The following is an 18,473-nucleotide window of genomic DNA, read 5'->3' as shown; positions in this document are numbered from 1 at the left end:
CCTTTTACTGCGCCACGCCACGGGGGCATAGCTTAATGAATTAACCGGCGCGGCTCAGCCGCCGCATCGCCTGCGGAGACAAACCGAAGACGCGAATGAATGCCCGCCGCATACGCTCCGGATCGCTAAAACCGACGGCACGGGCGATAGCCTCCAGCGCTTCGCCGCTCTCTTCAATCCGCACCCGCGCCGCTTCCACCCGCAGTTGCTCAATCACCTTGGCCGGGGTCTGACCGGTTTCCGAGCGAAACAACCTGCCGAACTGGCGTTCGCTCAGGCAAGCGGCATCGGCCAGATCCGTCACCCTGAGCGGCTGATGCAGATGCTCACGGGCGTAAGAAAGTGCGCTGCGGATCCGGTCTGAAGAAGGATTTAGCGCCAGCAGCAGCGAATACTGCGACTGCCCGCCAGGACGGCGGTGATACACCACCAGTTGCCGCGCCACGTTGGCCGCCACCTCTGCGCCGAGGTCCTCTTCAATCATCGCCAGCGCCAGATCGATGCCGGCGCTGATGCCGGCCGAGGTCCAGAAGGCACCGTCGCGAATAAAAATGCGGTTGCTGTCGACGCGAATACGCGGATAGCGCTGCTGCAACCGTGCGGCGTGGAACCAATGGGTGGTGGCGCGCTTGCCTTCCAACAGCCCGGCGGCCGCCAGAATAAATGCCCCGGTACACACGCTGGCCATGCGCCGTACCTGCCGGCTCTGCTGCTGCAACATCGCGATCAACGCCGGGGACTCCGCCGCCGCCACGTTGCCGCGGCCACCGGCAATCAGCAGCGTATCAAAACGACTGTCATCCAATGGCTGGGTCATCACCGCCACGCCGGACGAACCGATCACCATCCCGCCCGCCTGCGACACCGGCAAACAACGGTATGCCGGAGCATCGGCGAACCGATCGGCCTGCTCGAAAGCCGCCAGCGGCCCCGCAAAATCCAGCAGGTTAAAATCGGGAAAGATCACAAAACCGATGTTTTTCATTATGGCGTTTTTTGAGGGTTATATGGCATACCAGCCAAAAATAGGGCAGCTATTATTACCCAGACCAAAGGACAAAACTGAGGGGAATATCATGTCTGTACCATTAGTCATAGTTTTTCCGATCTATCAGGGCGTTACCCAGTTGGATTTCACCGGCCCGCTGCAATTTCTGCGGCGTATGCCCGATGCCGAAATTATCGTCGCCTCGGTCGGCGGTGCGGACGTCAGTTCCGAGGGGCTGCATTTCTCTCGGCTGCACAGGCTGGAGGACGTCACGCACTGCGATGTCCTGTGCGTGCCGGGCGGCAGTGGTTGTACCCAGGCGCTGCTGGATGAAAACTTCATGCGGCAGATCCGCCGGTTGGGAACCGACGCACGCTATCTGACCTCGGTGTGCACCGGTTCGCTGATCCTGGCCGCCGCCGGGCTGTTGCAAGGCAAGCGCGCTGCCTGCCATTGGTCGATGCGTGAAAGCCTGACGCTGTTCGGCGCTATCCCCAGCCGTGCGCGAGTGGAGCGCGACGGCAACGTGATCACCGGTGGCGGCGTAACCGCCGGCATCGACTTCGCCCTGACACTGATAGCCGAGCTGCACGGCGAAGACACCGCGCAAATGATCCAGCTGTATCTGGAGTATGCCCCGGCACCGCCGTTCCTGGGGGGAACGCCAGAGCTGGCGCCTGCGGGGATCCTGGCGCGAGTAGAGGAAAAAATGGCGGACAGCCTGCAACAACGCCGGGCGCTGGTCGAGCAGATAGCCGCCCGCTACTGACGAGCCGGGCGTATACTTAACCTTATGTGTTAAAGACATAGGGGATCAGAATGGCGGATTTAGCCCACTACATTACCGATTACGGCTACTGGGCGCTGTTTATCGGCTGCCTGGCCGAGGGGGAAACCATCACGTTGCTGGGCGGCATTGCCGCGCATCAGGGGCTGTTGCATCTGCCCTGGGTGATTGCGGTGGTGGCGCTGGGCGGCACGCTGGGGGATCAGCTGCTGTTCTTTCTGGGCCGCCGCTTCGGCGGGAAAGTGATTTCACGGATGAAAAGCCAGGAAAAGCGCATCGAGCGCGCCAACAAGCTGATTGCCCGCCACCCGATGCTGTTCGTGATCGGCGTGCGCTTTATGTACGGCTTTCGCATTATCGGCCCGGTGCTGATCGGCGCCAGCAAGTTGCCGCCCTCACGCTTTGTGCCGCTGAACATTCTGGGTGCCATTCTGTGGGCGACGATTTTCGTGCTGCTGGGTTATTTCGGCGGTGAAGCCATCGCCCGCTTTATCTCCGGCTTCGACAAAAGGCTGACCAGCCTGCTGTTCTGCGCGCTGGTGATCGCCGCCATCCTGCTGTTGCGCTTCTGGTGGCGGCGTCGCCACGCCGATTAAGGTTATTTATTGAGCATCAGTTTCAGGCCGAGCAAGGCCAGCACGCCGCCGCCCAAGCGATCGAACCAGGCTTTAAAACGCAGGTAAGTGCGGCGCGGGCGCGGCGATGACAGCACAAACGCCACAAAGGCGTACCACAGGACGTCGACCGTCAAGGCAATCACCGGCAACACCACGTACATCAGCGGCGAAATTTTATGGCTGAGCAGCGCGGCGAACACGCTACCGAACACGATAGCGGTGTTCGGGTTGCCGAGTTGGGTCAGCAACCCCGTGGTAAACGCCTTGCGAAACCCCAGATGCCGCTCGCCGACCGCCTCCACGTTCAGAGGCCGACTGGCCCCGCGCAGCATTTTAAATGCCAAATAGACAAGATACGCGCCGCCCAGCACTTTCAGCGTGGTGTACAACCACGGCAGCGCCAGCAGCAGCGACTGCAATCCCAGCAGCGCGATCAAGGCAAAGATAAAACAACCAACGCCCATGCCTAACGCCACCGCCATGCCATCGCGGCGCGAAGAGGCCACTGCGGTGCGCGCCACCAAAATAAAACTTTGCCCCGGGCTCATCGCCCCGAGCGTTATCGCCCCGGTAATGCTAAATACCGATAATGCCGTTTCACTCATCATGCTTGCGGTACTCCCTTAACTGTCCCCTGTTCAAAGTAGCGTAGCGACGAAAATAAAAGCAATGAATACGGGGATCATTCAACCTGAGTCGCATCGCGCATCAGCGCTACCAGCTCGCGCGCGGCCTTGTCCAGCGGCGCATTCTTCAGCCAAACCAGGTGTATCGGCAACCGCAGTTCGTTTTTGGTGTTTTTGAATTTCAGCCGGATTAACCTCCCCTGCGCCAGCAGCGGCGCAGTCAGCGACAGCGGGAAATTGCCCCAGCCCAATCCGGCCTCAACCATGTTCAGCGCCATCGGCAGGCTGTCGGTGCGCCAGTAAGATTCCGCCACCCGCGGCCGCAGATCGACGATCGGCAGATCGCGGCTGGCCACCATAATCTGCCGCACGTTGACCAGATCCTCGAGAAACAGCTCGTCCGCCGCCCCTTTTAGCGCCGGGTGGCATGGCGAGAGCGTGGCGACCAGCGATTCCGTCCCCACGAAATGGAACTGCTCCTGGCTGTTGACGTTAAGCCCGCCAAACGCCAGGCAAACGCCAACCCTGCCCTGATGCAGCATATGCAGCACGTCATCTTGTGGGGCGGTCAGCACTTCGATGTTCAGCAACGGATAACGCTCCGCCAGCGTTTTGATCGCCGCCAGCAGGCCGCTGCCGTTGATGTCCGAAGCGACGCCTATCGACAGCGTACTCTCCAGCCCCTGCGACAATTCGATGGCGTGGTTTTGCAATTGTTTAAGTTGGTCGGCAATCAGCCGCGCATGCGGCGCCAGCGCCAGTGCCAACGGGGTCGGCACCGGTTCGCGGTGCGACCGGTCAAACAGCGGGAAGCCCAGTTCCGCCTCCATGTTGGCGATCCCCATACTGACCGCCGAAGGCACGCGCCGCAGCGAACGGGCGGCGGCGGAGAACGAACCCCGATCCAATACCGCCAGAAACAGCTCAATGTTATCGCTGGAAAAGTTCATTGCGTTACCTGTCAGTAAAACTGACAGCTCCTGACTTTTTCTATCAATGTGATTGACGTTATCTTAGCCGCCACGACCAGATAAACCATCAAAAATAACGCAGGAGAACATGATGCAAGGCGTTAAACGCAAACTGGTGTATGTCACCGCTTATGAAATTATCGGCATGGCGATCTCCGCTTTGGGGCTGGCGCTGCTTTCCGGCAGTGCGCCCAGCAGCACCGGGCCGCTGGCGGTGATCATCACCACCATCGCCGTAAGCTGGAATTTCATCTACAACTCGCTGTTTGAGCGGTGGGAAAGCCGCCAGACGTCACGCACCCGCACGCTAAAACGCCGTATCGTGCACGCCGTGGGGTTTCAACTGACGCTGGTGGTGTACCTGATCCCGCTGATCGCCTGGTGGATGGGGATTTCACTGCTGGAAGCGCTGCTGCTGGATATGGCGCTGATCGTCATTATCCCGTGCTACACCTTCGTGTTTAACTGGGCGTTCGACCTGCTTTTCGGTCTGCCCGCTTCGGCTCTGCCGGCCGGAGAATCTGCCTAAAAAACCGCCGTTAATCCCCTTGCCTGCGGGCTATAATCGCCGCAGGCCACAAAAATCTTATTTCTCCACTTTTTTCACGCCTCGAAAAATAAGCAAAACCCCCTGCAATTTGCACGGTAATTAATATTTTGTGATTTTCGTCACTTTTTATTCCTCGATATTTCCGTGTTGATAAAATCACACATCTTATTGAATAATATATTCTTTTGTATATGGAATAAAAAATAAACACAATTGATCACGATTTATACGCAGGATTTTTTGCCACATTTACGGAGAAAAGGTAGCATGCCTCGCCGTTATTTAATGATGGCTGTACATATAATATACCCTATGGGTTTCAAGTTGCAGCTAGGCGGCCAGCTCGCTTATCCCCAGGCGCTTACTCCGGTAAGTAACTGGGGTAAGCCAGTGCAGCCAACAACGCTGCAGCTTGAAAGACGACGGGTATAAAACAACAGAATGATGCCATGACCTCATTCTCATAACGATTGGCAATAGCAATCGTTTGCTCTCGTCCGAGAGCTGGGTAACCCTATAGACAGGTAAAACAGGACGGATGATGCAATCACATAAAAAAACCGATCATGACAAACACGCCGCCAGAAGACGTTGGTTAGACTCACATGAATCCGGTTATCACAAAAGCATGGGCAACCGCCAGATACAGATGATCGCCATCGGCGGTTCCATTGGCACCGGCTTGTTCCTCGGCACCGGCGGCCGGCTGGAAATGGCCGGCCCGGCGCTGGCGCTGGTCTATCTGGTGTGCGGGATATTCTCTTTCTTCATTCTCCGCGCACTGGGCGAGTTGGTGCTGCACCGCCCTTCCAGCGGCAGCTTCGTTTCTTATGCCCGTGAGTTTCTCGGCGAAAAAGCCTCTTATGTCGCCGGCTGGATGTATTTCCTCAACTGGGCGATGACCGGTATCGTCGACATCACTGCGGTCGCGCTGTACATGCACTACTGGGGCACTTTCGCCGACGTGCCGCAATGGCTGTTCGCGCTCTGCGCCCTTGGGGTGGTCGCCACCATGAACATGATCGGCGTGAAGTGGTTCGCCGAAATGGAGTTTTGGTTCGCGCTGATTAAAGTGGCCGCCATTGCCATTTTCCTGGTGGTCGGCGTGGTGTTCCTGGGTACGGGCACGCCGGTGGCGGGTAACACTACCGGCCTGCACCTGATCACCGAAAACGGCGGCATGTTCCCGCACGGCTTGCTGCCCGCGCTGGTGCTGGTGCAAGGGGTGATCTTCGCCTTCGCCGGCATTGAGCTGATCGGCACCGCCGCCGGCGAATGCAAAGATCCGGCAAAAATGCTGCCGAAGGCGATCAACAGCGTGATCTGGCGTATCGGCCTGTTCTACGTCGGCTCCGTGGTGCTGCTGGTGCTGCTGCTGCCGTGGAATGCCTATCAGGCCGGTCAAAGCCCGTTCGTCACCTTCTTCAGTAAACTGGGCGTGCCCTATATCGGCACCATCATGAACATCGTGGTGCTGACCGCCGCGCTCTCCAGCCTGAACTCCGGCCTGTACTCCACCGGCCGTATTCTGCGTTCGCTGTCGATGGGCGGCTCCGCGCCGAAATTCATGTCCAAGATGAGCAGCCAGCAGGTGCCTTACGCCGGTATTCTGGTGACCTGCGGCATCTATGTGCTCGGCGTAGTGCTGAACTATCTGGTGCCTTCGCAGGTGTTTGAAATCGTGCTGAACATCGCCTCACTGGGCATTATCAGCTCCTGGGCATTTATCATCGTCTGCCAAATGCGCCTGCGCAAGGCCGTGCGGGAAGGCCGCGCCAAACCGGTCACCTTCAAAATGCCCGGTGCGCCGGTCACCTCCTGGTTGACGTTGGCGTTCCTGCTGGCGGTCGTGGTGATGATGGCGTTCGATTACCCGAACGGCACCTGGACCATCGCCACCATTCCGGTGCTGGTCGTGCTGCTGGTGCTGGGCTGGTTCGGCCTGCGCAAGCGCGCGCAGGAAGTGAAGCTGGAACAACAGGCGCACGAAGAAGCCCACCACTGAGTCTCTCAACTGAGTTTGATAACAAAGTTGCCTTTGAGCCCGAGATACTCGGGCCTAGCGCACCGAGGGGCGCTCCGGCGGGCAAGCCGCTACGACCCCTTCGGCACGCTCTCCCTAATAACGGGCTTGTCAGTAGTCTGAACTGCCCCCCACCGGGGCAGTTTTTTTATCCGTTACAGCCGGCCGTAAAAAGTCATGCGGGCGCTCTCCGACAGCGCGATATCCGGCTGGGCGTTATAGGCCAGCACCACCAGCATGCGGGTGGTATCGCCTTCGGTCGGCGTAACCCGGTGCATGGCATTGCGCCCGCGAAACAGCACCAAATCACCCTCCTCCATCGCCAGCGTCTTCACCGCACGCTCGCCGTCCAGCACCTGGGTTACTCCCGCGTAATTCATCTCGCCGCGATCGGCATCGCGCAGGTTTTCCACATACTCAAACCGGCCGCCGGCCTGCGGTTTTTGGATCAGGAGCGTGATGGCAAATGAAGAGTTATCAAAATGCCAGCCCAGTTCCTGCCCGCGATGCGCATAATGCAGATTGATCGACGACAGCCGATCGGCGTAGGGATAGAGCTGCTGCTCTTCCAGTACCGCACAGAGGAAGTCGCGGAAAGGCTGGGCATCGTACAGCGTGCGCAGCGGCGACTGCGCCGGGATATCCTCGTCGGTAATGCAGCCCTTGGACGACACCACCTGCCGGTTGCGCGCATGGTCGGCAGGCAGGCTTTCGTCCTGCGGTTTGAGGTATACGTTATGCTTGCTGGCGGCATAAAACGCCGCGTGGCTGTGTTCTGCCCCTTCGAGACGAACGGTCGCCAGCGCGGCGGCGGTCAGAAAGCCCCGCAGCACCAGCGCACCCGCCGTGTCCAGCGTCGCTTTGCAGCGGGCCTGAAAGGCGGCGTCGCCAATCGGGTTGGCGGATAAATCAACGATATGAGCGAGTTGCTGCATGAGAAGCTCCTGAAGGCTTAGCGGCCGGATACCCCACTGTAGCGAATGTCGCATTGCCGTAATAACAAAAATGCGTTAAGGATGAGGTAACCCATTCTTAACGATAGCCGCCATGAACGCACCTTCCCGCAGCCGCCTGCCCAAACTGAGCGCCATTTTGGCGTTTGAAACCGCCGCCCGTACCGGCAGCCTGGCCAGGGCGGCAGACAGCCTGGCGCTGACCGCCGCTGCCGTCAGCCAGCAAATCCGCCAGCTTGAACAGCATCTGGGCATTCAGCTGTTTATCCGCGCCAAAAGCGGCGTAACGCTGACCGAACAGGGCGCGGATTATCTGGCCTATGTGCAGGAAGCGTTCGAGACGCTGCGCGTTGCGCAGCAACATGTCGATCGCCAACGGGGCCAGGAAACCCTGACGGTCTTTTCGCTACCGGCGCTGGCGTCAAAATGGCTGAACCCGGCGATTGGCGACTGGCTGGCGCGCCAGCCGCAGCTGGATATCCGCCTGCACGCCACCCATGCCACGGTGGATTTCGCCGCCTCGGCGGCGGACTTTGCATTGTGCTTTGGCGATCAAGACTATCCGCTGCTGGAAAAAGTGCGGTTGTTTCAGGATGGCGTGCAGCCGGTGTGCAGCCCACAACGGCAGGCCGCAGGCGACTGGGCCCGGCAGCCGCTGATTCATGTCGATTGGGGCAAAGAGAGCCAGTTCCTGCCGGGTTGGCATGAGTGGTTCACCGCCGCCGGGCTACCGCCGCCGCAGCGACGGGGCCTGACCTATAATCTGACCTCGCTGGCGATTGATGCGGCGGTAGCAGGCCACGGCATTTTGCTCGGCCAACAAAGCTTGATCCAGCGCGAACTGGCTAACGGCACGCTGGTGCCGCTGGCAGAAACGGTGCTGCCTCTCAGCAAGCCTTACTACGTGGTCTATCCGCAGCGCACGCTGGACAAGCCCAAAGCGGCGGAGTTTTTGGCCTGGCTGCAAAACCTCGCACCGCCGAATGCCGGCGGACTATCGTTTTAACCGCCGCAGCGGCTACCGGATCTGGACATCATCTCGCCCAACAGCAGGTTGGTCGCACGCGGTAGAAAAACCTCATTACCGGCGCCGGGGGTCAGCGTCAGTTCGCCAATGTAGAGCCGCTCGGGGGTGAGATAAAAATCGACGCGGCAATAGTCGAGATCCGCCGACACGGCTTTGGCTACCTGAATCATCTCATCCCAGAATGCAGGTTTCGCCTGCAACGTATTGATCTGCGGAATATCATTCTGAATAAAAAAGCAGGGATGAGCGTGCTCGTCCAAAAATTCCAGCGAAGTGGGCTCAGGCCCGCCGCGCAGCAATTCAACAAAAAGATAAGATTGATTACCGTTAAAAACATGCACCTTGTAATCGATCAATTCCCCGCTGCACTCGATATCCAGCAATTTCTCGACGATAACTTTTTGCGGAATGGTGGCGTAATGTTTTTCACGAAACCTTTTCCAATAGGTTATTTCAGACCATCCACTAAGAATATTCATAATATCCTGATAGCTGGTCTTACTTTTATCTTTGACTATTTTAACCTGCTGAGACGCATTATTGGTTTTAATTACAAACGATTGTGGCAGGGAAAGGTAATCCCGTTCGGTAAAGTCATCGGTGATCATAATGATCGGCGTTAGGTAATTTTCCGATACCCGCTGTGAAATATACGCCCTTACCGCCACCTTATCCGCCAGCAGACTGTAGTCACGCTGTGGATAGCGCATACGTTGATAAATTTTCTCGGAAAATGTCTTGGGGTTTTTGAAGTTAACCCAAGAGCCATGAGCAAGATAATGGCTAATTTGATAATAGATAGCATCGGGCGCAGCCCGATAGAGCCGTTTTGCGAGTTTTCTCATTTTTCTGTTTCTTCCATGAAGATAGCATACGGAGAAATGCTTTTGACATTCCGATTATTGCCGCACAATTATAAAACCTTGCGCCCCCACCGTTACAAGGGCTACGGGAATAATCGGATGATTCTTATTACAGAATGCGACAGGGAAAAGCGCTGATGCAATTGAAATTCATAGATATCAACATAGTGAAAAATGCATTCTGGATGATATCTGAAAAAATGGTCTCTATTCTGGGCGTCATTTTTATCACCGCCTATATGGCAAAATATATTGGCCCGGAAAGTTTCGGCAAGATCACCTTCGCTACCGCCATTTTCGCCATTACCCAGACGCTGGCACTGCTGGGCTCCGACACCGTGCTGTTCAAACGCATTAGCCGCAGCCCGCGCTCCGGCACCGCATTGATGTTTTCCACCAACCGGCTGCGCCAGGGCTGCTTTATCCTGTTTTCCGCAGCCATCCTGCTTTACACCGGGCTACGGGACGACTTCATTACCTTCTACTTTTGCGCCGCCACCTTTATCGCCGGCTTTTTCTCGCTCAGGGACGTGTTCACCATTTACCACGACGCCCGGCTGGAGTCGCGCTTCAACACGCTGGCCAACGTTGCCGGCTTGGGCTGCGCCCTGTTGGCACGTTACCTGATCGTTTATTTTGATCTGCACCTGTATTTCCTGGCGATCCCCATTGTGATGGTTTATCTGATCCCTTATCTGATCCGCCACCACCTTTATCATCGCCGCCACCCGCGCTTTACCGCCCCCGCCCGCGTTCGGCGCAAGTATGTGTGCTATCTGCTCGCCAGCGGGCTGCCGCTGGCGGTCTCCAACGTTTCCATCGCCATTTACACCCGGCTGGCGCAGCTGTTCCTGATGTGGTTCGTCTCCGCCGAGGCGCTGGGCATTTATTCCGTCGCCATCACGCTGGCCACCGCCTGGATGTTCGTCACCAACGCAGTGATTTCCTCATTTTTTGCCAAGATATTCGCTTACCGCCATGACGACGCGGTGCGCGCCGCCGCCAAACTGAATGGGCTGGTGCTGGCGATCGCCGCCGCGATCGTGGCAAGCATCGTTTTGCTCGGCAAACCGGTGATCGTGCTGCTGTACGGGGAGCAATATCTGGCGGCCTATCCGGCCATGAGCGTGCTGGCGGTAGCCACGCTGCTTTCGGCACTCGGCACCCTGGCCTATAAATACATTGTGATGTTCTCGGGCTACGGCTTCCTGTCGAAGAAGATGTTCCTGGTGTTTATCATCAATATCCCGCTTTCTTATTGCCTGATCCGCCAGTACGGCATCATGGGCGCCGCCTACAGCACCCTGCTGACCGAACTGCTGTCGCTGACCCTGCTCAACTACGTCTTCCGCCGCGGCGTGGTCTTGCAAATGCACCTGCGCTCGCTCAACCCGCTCACTTATCTTCGCCGTGCCGGTTGATAGATGGAAATTCGGCCGGACGTTTCGCCAGCCTGAAATGCTCCTCGTATTGCTGCCACAGCGCGTTGAACCAACTGTCGTCGCCGCTGCGTCGGTTAATTAGCGCGACGGCGGCGTCACATTGGTTGTGGGCGATCGCCAACAGCCCTGCGTCGCCTTGCTGCAACACGCACAGCAAGCGCGACATCTCCACCAGGTATTGGCGTGCAAAGCTCAGCTCGTAGTCGGTGATGTTTTTGCTGTTGTCGATCAGATCGCACAGCTTGATGGTTTGCGCTTCCGGGCAGGCCAAGGCACTGTGCTGCAGGTTGGCATTCTTGCGGTGCAACCGCTCGCCGCCGTAACTGCGAGTTTGCACGTCGGTCAGCATCTCCACGTACCTTTCGACCGTAGGACCGAACTCGCGGCGGATATCCGCCAGGGTCACCGGGGTGTCTTCCACCGTATCATGCAGCCAGGCGGCGGCGATCATTTCCGGCGTAGGATCCGCCTGCTGCAACAGCGCCACCACAGCGGTGGGATGAACGATATAAGGCTCGCCGGTAAACTTGCGCTTCTGCTTGCAGCTCTCGTGTGCCGCCGTGGCGAACCGCCGGGCTTTTTGCGTTAAATCCATGCTGACTCCTTATCTGAATATCCCCATTTTAATGGCGATCGTCCGGGTAAGAGAGTCTGTTTGGTTATGAGTTATGCCGGTTGCAAATGCAGCACTACAGCGCCGGCCAATACCGTTAATACGCCGAGCCACTGCAAGCCGGAAAGCCGCTCGCGCAGCAAAAGCGCGCCCAATAGCGCGGCGATGCCGCCGGACAAGGTGCTTAGCACGGTGACGACAGCCACCGAGCCCGCCCCGGCGCCCACGGCAAAGGCGGTAAAACCGCCCAAACTCAGCAGACTGGCGGCCAGCAACAGCCCGCTTTGCCGCCAGGTAGGCCGTGCAACCAGCGCCCGTCGGTCTGTGTTCAGGATCAACACCGCCGCCAACCCGACCGTGTAGCCGAGCCACAGGCTGACGCGTGGCCCCAGCACCGGCAGCGTGTATTTTCCCTGCAACCAAAAACCGGCACCGTAACCGAGCGCAGCCATCAACGAGAAGGCGACGGAGGGCCATGCCGAACCGGATTTTTCAGGCTGGCGGCCCGGCTCCATCGCGCTGAGTATCACCCCAAACAGACATACCGCCAGCCCGGCCAGCGTCAGTGCGCCAAGCCGTTCGCCACCGAGCCAGGATAACAGCGTGGTCACCGCGCCGTAGCTGGTGACCAAGGGTGCTACCAGCGCCGCCTTGCCGATGGCAAAAGCCTGGGACAGCGCCAAGGTTGCGCCCACCGTCAGGCCGGCGGCCAGCAGCGCCAATCCCCAAACCCTGCCCGACGCCGCAAAGGCGGGAATGGCGGTGGTCAGCAACAACGCGGTCAGAATGACAAAACCGATCGCCTGGGAGAAGAATACCGCCCTGCGCACCCCCACCGCCCGCGCGTTGATGCCGATCAAAAAATCCGTGCTGCCCCAGCACAGCGCGGCGGCTAACCCCATGAATATATCCACCCAATTCTCCCGTCCGATTCGTTGACAAAAAGTAAGAGAAAAATCGCTTGTGGAACATCGATAGATTGGCAATATGGTTGAATGAAACTCAAGCTGAACGCTCAACCACGCCTGCCGTCGCTGAAAGCCTTGCATACCTTCGAGGTGGCGGCGCGCTGCGCCAGTTTTACCGAGGCGGCGGAGCAGTTGAACGTCACGTTGGGGGCGGTCAGCCGCCAGATACGCCAGTTGGAGAATGAACTGGGCGTTGAACTGTTTCACCGCAAGGGCAATGCGGTAGCGCTCAACGACACCGGCAAACGGTTGGCCACCGACGTCACCCGTGCGCTGACGCTACTGCAAAAAGCCAGCGATCGCGCCCGGCCGGCGCAGCAGCAGACGCTGAAACTGACCTGCACGCTGGGCATTGCCAGCCACTGGCTGGCGGCGCGTTTACCGGCGCTGCGCCACGCCGATCCTGATGTCTCGCTGGTGCTGGACGCCAACGAAAGCCTGCGCGATTTAGCCAGCGGCGAAGCGGACATCGCCATCCGTTACAGCCCCACCGCCAACCCGCCGCCGCATTCCCGCGAACTGTTGGCCGATGCCTTTGCGCCGCTGGCAAGCCCCGCCTTTCTTGCCGCGCACCCTGCGTTCAGCCTCGCCGATCTCCCGCAGGCCCCCTTGATTCATTCGCCGTGGAAGGATGCGCAAGGGCTGGGCGCCGCCGGCTGGCAAGACTGGTTCGCCGCCTTTGGCGCAGGCGCGGCGGCGCCGCGCGGCATCCTCACCGTTAACAGCGTTGGCCATGCGTTGCAGGAAGCGATGGAAGGCAACGGTATCGTGCTCGGCAGCCTGGCGGTGGCGCAGGATGCGTTAGCCGCAGGCAAGCTGGTGCCGGTGTTTGGCGAGCACGGGCAGCTGCCCTGCGCCTATCAATATCGCCTGTGCTGGGCGGACAGCGCGTTCGTTAGCACCACCACCCGCCGCTGGGTTAATCTGCTGCTGCAAGCGGCAGGCAAACCCCCGGCATTCTGACGCAGCACGTATTGCGCCCACAGCAGTGAAAAATCCAACTATTTTATAATCAATTTTTTTGCTGCGAGACAAACCGTGGATAGACAACGCTACCTGCAACATATTGGATTCGCAGGCATCCCCCAGGCTGACCTCCTGACGCTGCAACAATTGCACCGCTGCCATATGCTGAGCGTGCCCTTTGAGAACCTGAGCATTATTTATCGCCAGGGCATTCATCTGGAAGAATCGGCGCTGTTCAATAAAATTGTCGAACGCAACCGCGGCGGCTTTTGCTATGAGCTGAACCGGCTGTTTGCCTCGCTGTTGAAGGACATCGGCTTTAACGTGCAGTTTATTTCCGGCGAGATCCGCGCCCGCGACGGCAGCTTCGGCGCGCCCTTCGACCATATGGCGCTGAAGGTGGAGCTGGATCAGCCGTATCTGGTGGACGTGGGGTTTGGCGACTCGTTCCTGACGCCGCTGAAAATCACCACCACCGAGCAGCAACCGCAGACCAGCGGCACCTTCCATTTAGAACAGGAAGGCGAGACCTACTATCTGGAACGCAGAAACGGCGATAACCGCTCGCACGCCAAAACCCTGTACCGTTTTACCCTGCAAGCCCGTGAGCCGAGTGAGTTCGACGGCATGTGCCACTACCACAGCACCTCGCCGCAGTCGCATTTCACCCAGCGGCTGGTGTGCTCGCGGCCAACGGAAAATGGCCGGGTGACCCTCAGCGAGAACAAACTGATTATCACCGAAGATCACCAGCGCCATGAATCGACGCTGCATTCCGAAGACGAACGGCGTGCAACGCTGATGCGTTATTTTGGGATTGATTTGGATCACTGATGACAGGGGAAATAATCGCTCTCTGAACAGGGGAATATTCCCCTGTTTATTTTATAGGGAATGCACTGCCGCTTTGAATATTCCTGACCTTACCTTTTAGATATATAAGACAATCACCATTGACAATATAATATTATTAATATTTCAAATAAAAAAACGGATGAAAAACAATATTTATATGATTTTACAATTGCAGCACCCTTTTGTTTATACAGGTATTTTTCGTTGAAAATCTCGTCAAAATCAATCACAAAAGAGACTGATTCTGATATTTTTATTTAGATAGGGTAGGCTTTACTTGGCAGTCACGATTATTTCAACGATATATCTTAAGGAGAAATGCATGAGTGACAATGAAAACAGTAAGACGCAGATTGATAATTTACGTGATGTGGTTTCTCAGCTAAAAGAAATGCGGCACTATGCGCAATCCAATACCGAAACGCTGTCTGCGCAATGGTTGGCCTTCGATCAGGGCGAATACAAGCATGCTGAATTTGCCGAAGCGATCGCCGATCTTTTGAATAAACAGGGTACCTGCCTGGAAGGGTTGGAAAAGAACATTCAGGATATCGAGATCGAAATAAACCGTCTCGACAGCGAAGCCTGATCAACCGAATTTAATCAAACCCGCTCCCTGCGGGTTTATTATGATTCAGCGGCAAATCACCCGCGCAATGTCCTTCGAGTTGGTCAAAACACGCACTTCGCCGAACAGCTCTGTGGCCTCGGCATACTCTTTGCGTAAATACCCCAGCCACTGCTTGATACGCGCCACGTGATACAGGCCGGTGTCGCCCTGCTTTTCCAGATGAACGTATTTTTGCAGCAGCTGCACCACCTGCGGCCACGGCATGCGCGGTTCGTTGTATTTCACCACCCGGCTCAGGTTCGGCACGTTTAATGCGCCTCGCCCCAGCATCACCGCGTCGCAGCCGGTAGTTTGCAGGCAGTCTTGCGCGCTTTGGTAATCCCAGATTTCGCCGTTGGCGATCACCGGAATGGTCAGCCGCTTGCGGATCTCGCCAATCGCCGCCCAGTTAATGCGCTCGGCCTTGTAGCCGTCCTCTTTGGTACGGCCATGCACCGCCAGCTCGGTGGCACCCGCCTGTTGTACCGCGTCGGCGATTTCAAAACTGCGGCTGTCGCTGTCCCACCCCAGGCGTACCTTTACCGTTACCGGCAGATGATCCGGCACCGCCGCACGCATCGCTTTGGCGCCCTGGTAAATCAGTTCCGGGTCTTTCAGCAAGGTCGCCCCGCCACCGCTGCCGTTAACCAGCTTGGATGGGCAACCGCAGTTGAGATCGACGCCGTAAGAGCCCAGTTCGACCGCGCGGGCGGCGTTTTCCCCCAGCCACTGCGGGTGCTGGCCCAGCAGTTGGATGCGCACCAGCGTGCCGGACGGGGTGCGGCTGGCGTGGTGCAGTTCGGGGCACAGGCGATAGAAAGATTTGGCCGGCAGCAGTTGGTCAACCACGCGCAGGAATTCGGTGATGCACAGGTCGTAGTCGTTCACTTCGGTGAGCAGCTCGCGCACCAAAGAATCGAGAACGCCCTCCATCGGAGCCAATAATACGCGCATGATTACCCCTGCTTAAAAAGACGCGCAATGATACGGGGGAATGCCGGTATCAGACAAGCGCACGGGGGAATAAAAAGCCGCTTAGCTCAACCTGCGCAGGGGCTGCCCGGCGAGAAACGCCTCGATGTCCTCAATCGCCTCGCGGAAGTAGGTACGGTAGTTGTCATCGGCCACGTAACCCAGGTGCGGCGTCGCCAGCACGTTGGGCAGGCGGCGGAAGATATCGTCCATCGGCAAAGGCTCAACCTCGAACACGTCCAGCCCGGCGCCGGCGATCCGTTGTTGTTGCAGGGCTTCTATCAATGCCGCCTGATCGACAATCGCCGCGCGCGAAGTGTTGATCAGATAGGCGGAAGGTTTCATCGCGGCCAGTTCATCGCGCCCCACAAGCCCACGGCTGCGTTCGCTCAGCACCAAATGGACGGAGACAAAATCGCTCTGCTCGAACAGCGCCAGTTTCGACTCGGCCAGCGCAACGCCCTGTTGCCCGGCTCTTTCCGCCGTCAGGTTCTGGCTCCAGGCCAGCACCCGCATGCCGAACGCCTGCGCCACCTTGGCCATCTGGCTGCCAATCTTGCCCAGCCCCAGCAGGCCCAGCGTTTTGCCTTGCAGGGTGACGCCAAGCGCCTGTTGCCAGGGGCCGTTATTGCGCAGCCCGGCATTTTCCGCCACCGTGTGCTTTGCCAACCCCAGCAGCAGCGCCCAGGTCAGCTCCATCGGCGCGGCCGAGCCGCTGGCGGTGCCGCAAACCACAATGCCACGTTGTTCGGCAGCGGCCAGATCGATAGAGGCATTGCGCATACCGGAGGTGATCAGCAGTTTTAACTTCGGCAAGCGGGCCAGCAGCGTGGCGGTGATCGGCGTGCGCTCGCGCATGATCACCAGCATGTCGCAGTCTTGCAGGTGCACCGCCAGCTCCGCCTCGTCGGTAAAATGCTGGCTCATGGCGAACACCTCAACCCGCCCGGCTATCGCCGACCAGTCCGCCATGGTGAGCGCCACCTGCTGATAATCATCAAGAATTGCGCACTTCAGTTTCATCATCGGCTCCAGAGAAATTGAGTTACCCCGTCGATCCTAGTACGAAAATTCACTTCCGCCAGACATAAAAAAAGCCACCTATAAAGGTGGCCTGATAGCGTCTTGCAACAGCGCGATATTATTCGCCCGGTTTGCGGCTGCGCGGACGGCGTGCCGGCGCGCCTGAACGCGGCTTGCCGTCACCCTGAGGGCGGGCACTGCCGCCGCCACGGTTTTCACGTTGGCCGCTATGGCCGCCGCCGTTACCGCTGCGCTGGCCGCCACCGGAGCGTTGACCGCCGCCGTTGCCGCGCCCGCCACCCTGACGGCCGTTGATGATCGGCTCCGCCTTGATGCTTGGGTCCGGCTCGTAGCCTGGCAGGGCAATACGCGGGATTTCACGCTTCAGCAGGCGCTCGATGTCGCGCAGCAGTTTGTGTTCATCCACGCAGACCAGCGAGATCGCCTCACCGGTGCGCTCTGCACGGCCGGTACGGCCGATGCGGTGCACGTAATCTTCCGGCACGTTAGGCAGCTCGTAGTTCACCACGTGCGGCAACTGGTCGATGTCCAGACCGCGCGCCGCGATGTCGGTTGCCACCAGCACGCGAATTTTGCCGTCTTTAAAATCGGCCAATGCACGGGTACGCGCACCCTGGCTTTTATTGCCGTGGATCGCTGCGGCAGTGATGCCGTCTTTGTTCAGCTGCTCGGCCAGGTGGTTGGCGCCGTGCTTGGTGCGGTTGAACACCAATACTTGTTTCCAGTCGCCTTCGCCGATCATCTGCGACAGCAGTTCCCGCTTACGCTTCTTGTCGACGAAGTGCACGCTTTGTTCGATCTGCTCGGACGCGGTGTTGCGGCGCGCCACTTCCACCGATGCCGGGTTGTGCAGCAGCTTGTTCGCCAACGCTTTGATGTCGTCGGAGAAGGTGGCCGAGAACAGCAGGTTCTGACGCTTGGCAGGCAGCTTGGCCAGCACGCGGCGGATATCATGGATAAAGCCCATATCCAGCATGCGGTCAGCTTCGTCCAGCACCAGAATTTCAATTTTGGACAGATCAACCGCGTTCTGGTGTTCCAGATCCAGCAGGCGACCCGGTGTCGCCACCAGAATGTCGACGCCGCCGCGCAGTTTCATCATCTGCGGGTTGATGCTCACGCCGCCAAACACCACCAGCGAACGCAGGCGCAGGTGTTTGCTGTAAGCTTCGACGTTTTCGCCGATCTGCGCCGCCAGTTCACGGGTTGGCGTCAGGATCAGCGCACGTACCGGGCGACGGCCTTTGATCGGATGATCATGCTTACTCAGCAGCTGCAATAGCGGCAGGGTAAAGCCAGCGGTTTTACCGGTACCGGTCTGTGCGCTGGCCATCAGGTCACGACCTTCCAACACCACAGGGATAGCCTGGCGCTGAATTGGCGTAGGTTCGCGATAGCCCTGTTCTTCAACAGCGCGCAGAATTTCAGCACTTAAGCCGAGAGTTTCAAATGACATAGTAGAGAAAAGCTCCAGATCCCCCCTAACCTAAACAATGTTCGGTGCAGTTTCCTGGGAGGATGATCAGACGGGGCATTAAGCATGACCACGAGGGATTTGGCACAAACTGCAGTGCACCAGCGCGGGAGTGTAGCAGAAG

19 protein-coding genes are annotated in these 18,473 nt (G+C 58.1%); 9 read left to right on the top strand and 10 right to left on the bottom strand.

Annotation, left to right across the window (positions count from 1 at the left end):
- Window positions 1-40: 40 nt before the first annotated feature.
- Window positions 41-985: a GlxA family transcriptional regulator gene (locus ACTJJ1_RS00350; protein ID WP_440831934.1), complete on the bottom strand. Its 945-nt coding sequence runs from the start codon at window positions 983-985 to the stop codon at window positions 41-43.
- A 91-nt stretch (window positions 986-1,076) separates the two neighbouring features.
- Between ACTJJ1_RS00350 and ACTJJ1_RS00345 the strand changes: the two genes are divergently transcribed.
- Window positions 1,077-1,757, top strand: coding sequence for a DJ-1/PfpI family protein (locus tag ACTJJ1_RS00345; protein ID WP_440831932.1), 681 nt, complete (start codon window positions 1,077-1,079; stop codon window positions 1,755-1,757).
- Window positions 1,758-1,807: 50 nt separating this feature from the next.
- Entirely contained in the window at window positions 1,808-2,371 is a 564-nt protein-coding gene (locus ACTJJ1_RS00340) for a DedA family protein (protein ID WP_004941969.1), read from the top strand.
- A gap of 2 nt (window positions 2,372-2,373) precedes the next feature.
- Here ACTJJ1_RS00340 and ACTJJ1_RS00335 read toward each other — a convergent pair whose 3' ends face one another.
- Together ACTJJ1_RS00335 and ACTJJ1_RS00330 are read right to left on the bottom strand one after the other, a co-directional pair.
- Complete coding sequence (locus ACTJJ1_RS00335; protein WP_202290373.1) at window positions 2,374-2,997, bottom strand: LysE family translocator; 624 nt, start codon at window positions 2,995-2,997, stop codon at window positions 2,374-2,376.
- 77 nt (window positions 2,998-3,074) lie between these two features.
- A complete protein-coding gene (locus ACTJJ1_RS00330; RefSeq protein WP_020438676.1) occupies window positions 3,075-3,968 on the bottom strand; it encodes a LysR family transcriptional regulator in 894 nt (297 codons plus the stop codon).
- Between the two features lie 112 nt (window positions 3,969-4,080).
- On the opposite strand from ACTJJ1_RS00330, the gene ACTJJ1_RS00325 reads away from it, so the two are divergent.
- Together ACTJJ1_RS00325 and ansP are read left to right on the top strand one after the other, a co-directional pair.
- Window positions 4,081-4,518, top strand: coding sequence for a PACE efflux transporter (locus ACTJJ1_RS00325; protein WP_440833573.1), 438 nt, complete (start codon window positions 4,081-4,083; stop codon window positions 4,516-4,518).
- Between the two features lie 562 nt (window positions 4,519-5,080).
- Complete coding sequence (gene ansP / locus ACTJJ1_RS00320) at window positions 5,081-6,544, top strand: L-asparagine permease (protein ID WP_004941963.1); 1,464 nt, start codon at window positions 5,081-5,083, stop codon at window positions 6,542-6,544.
- Between the two features lie 173 nt (window positions 6,545-6,717).
- Here ansP and ACTJJ1_RS00315 read toward each other — a convergent pair whose 3' ends face one another.
- The gene (locus tag ACTJJ1_RS00315) at window positions 6,718-7,497 is read right to left on the bottom strand and encodes a HalD/BesD family halogenase (protein ID WP_004941960.1); all 780 of its coding nucleotides are present in this window, start codon (window positions 7,495-7,497) and stop codon (window positions 6,718-6,720) included.
- A gap of 112 nt (window positions 7,498-7,609) precedes the next feature.
- Here ACTJJ1_RS00315 and ACTJJ1_RS00310 point away from each other — a divergent pair, with 112 nt between their 5' ends.
- Window positions 7,610-8,521 carry a LysR substrate-binding domain-containing protein gene (locus ACTJJ1_RS00310; RefSeq protein WP_440831928.1) on the top strand — a complete coding sequence of 304 codons (912 nt, stop codon included), beginning with the start codon at window positions 7,610-7,612 and terminating at the stop codon, window positions 8,519-8,521.
- Here the strand turns inward: ACTJJ1_RS00310 and ACTJJ1_RS00305 are convergent.
- The gene (locus ACTJJ1_RS00305) at window positions 8,518-9,387 is read right to left on the bottom strand and encodes an ATP-grasp fold amidoligase family protein (protein WP_004941955.1); all 870 of its coding nucleotides are present in this window, start codon (window positions 9,385-9,387) and stop codon (window positions 8,518-8,520) included. The genes ACTJJ1_RS00310 and ACTJJ1_RS00305 overlap by 4 nt on opposite strands.
- 155 nt (window positions 9,388-9,542) lie before the next feature.
- Between ACTJJ1_RS00305 and ACTJJ1_RS00300 the strand changes: the two genes are divergently transcribed.
- The gene (locus tag ACTJJ1_RS00300; RefSeq protein WP_440831926.1) at window positions 9,543-10,826 is read left to right on the top strand and encodes an oligosaccharide flippase family protein; all 1,284 of its coding nucleotides are present in this window, start codon (window positions 9,543-9,545) and stop codon (window positions 10,824-10,826) included.
- Here the strand turns inward: ACTJJ1_RS00300 and ACTJJ1_RS00295 are convergent.
- Window positions 10,801-11,442, bottom strand: a complete 642-nt coding sequence (locus ACTJJ1_RS00295) for an HD domain-containing protein (protein WP_004941951.1) — start codon at window positions 11,440-11,442, stop codon at window positions 10,801-10,803. The genes ACTJJ1_RS00300 and ACTJJ1_RS00295 overlap by 26 nt on opposite strands.
- Window positions 11,443-11,513: 71 nt before the next feature.
- Entirely contained in the window at window positions 11,514-12,362 is an 849-nt protein-coding gene (locus ACTJJ1_RS00290; protein WP_440833571.1) for an EamA family transporter, read from the bottom strand.
- Between the two features lie 93 nt (window positions 12,363-12,455).
- Between ACTJJ1_RS00290 and ACTJJ1_RS00285 the strand changes: the two genes are divergently transcribed.
- The 3 genes from ACTJJ1_RS00285 to ACTJJ1_RS00275 all read left to right on the top strand — a co-directional run bounded on the left by ACTJJ1_RS00285 (window position 12,456) and on the right by ACTJJ1_RS00275 (window position 14,838).
- Window positions 12,456-13,391: a LysR substrate-binding domain-containing protein gene (locus ACTJJ1_RS00285; RefSeq protein ID WP_004941946.1), complete on the top strand. Its 936-nt coding sequence runs from the start codon at window positions 12,456-12,458 to the stop codon at window positions 13,389-13,391.
- A gap of 75 nt (window positions 13,392-13,466) precedes the next feature.
- Window positions 13,467-14,228, top strand: a complete 762-nt coding sequence (locus tag ACTJJ1_RS00280) for an arylamine N-acetyltransferase family protein (protein ID WP_440831924.1) — start codon at window positions 13,467-13,469, stop codon at window positions 14,226-14,228.
- A gap of 343 nt (window positions 14,229-14,571) precedes the next feature.
- Window positions 14,572-14,838 (top strand): hypothetical protein, encoded by a 267-nt coding sequence (locus ACTJJ1_RS00275; protein WP_166728398.1) that lies wholly within the window; start codon window positions 14,572-14,574, stop codon window positions 14,836-14,838.
- A gap of 45 nt (window positions 14,839-14,883) precedes the next feature.
- Here the strand turns inward: ACTJJ1_RS00275 and dusC are convergent, their stop codons facing one another.
- From dusC to rhlE, 3 genes are all read right to left on the bottom strand, one after another.
- On the bottom strand, window positions 14,884-15,813 hold the full coding sequence (gene dusC, locus ACTJJ1_RS00270; RefSeq protein WP_440831922.1) for a tRNA dihydrouridine(16) synthase DusC: 930 nt from the start codon (window positions 15,811-15,813) through the stop codon (window positions 14,884-14,886).
- A gap of 81 nt (window positions 15,814-15,894) precedes the next feature.
- Window positions 15,895-16,854 carry a D-2-hydroxyacid dehydrogenase family protein gene (locus tag ACTJJ1_RS00265; RefSeq protein ID WP_004941919.1) on the bottom strand — a complete coding sequence of 320 codons (960 nt, stop codon included), beginning with the start codon at window positions 16,852-16,854 and terminating at the stop codon, window positions 15,895-15,897.
- A gap of 118 nt (window positions 16,855-16,972) precedes the next feature.
- Window positions 16,973-18,331, bottom strand: a complete 1,359-nt coding sequence (gene rhlE, locus ACTJJ1_RS00260) for an ATP-dependent RNA helicase RhlE (RefSeq protein WP_064798705.1) — start codon at window positions 18,329-18,331, stop codon at window positions 16,973-16,975.
- Window positions 18,332-18,473 lie beyond the last annotated feature (142 nt).

It is taken from the genome of Serratia sp. 22264, assembly GCF_052045345.1.
GTDB lineage: Bacteria > Pseudomonadota > Gammaproteobacteria > Enterobacterales > Enterobacteriaceae > Serratia > Serratia plymuthica.
The sequence above is the reverse complement of the archived record's forward strand: the minus strand, read 5'-3'. Positions and strand labels throughout refer to the sequence as shown.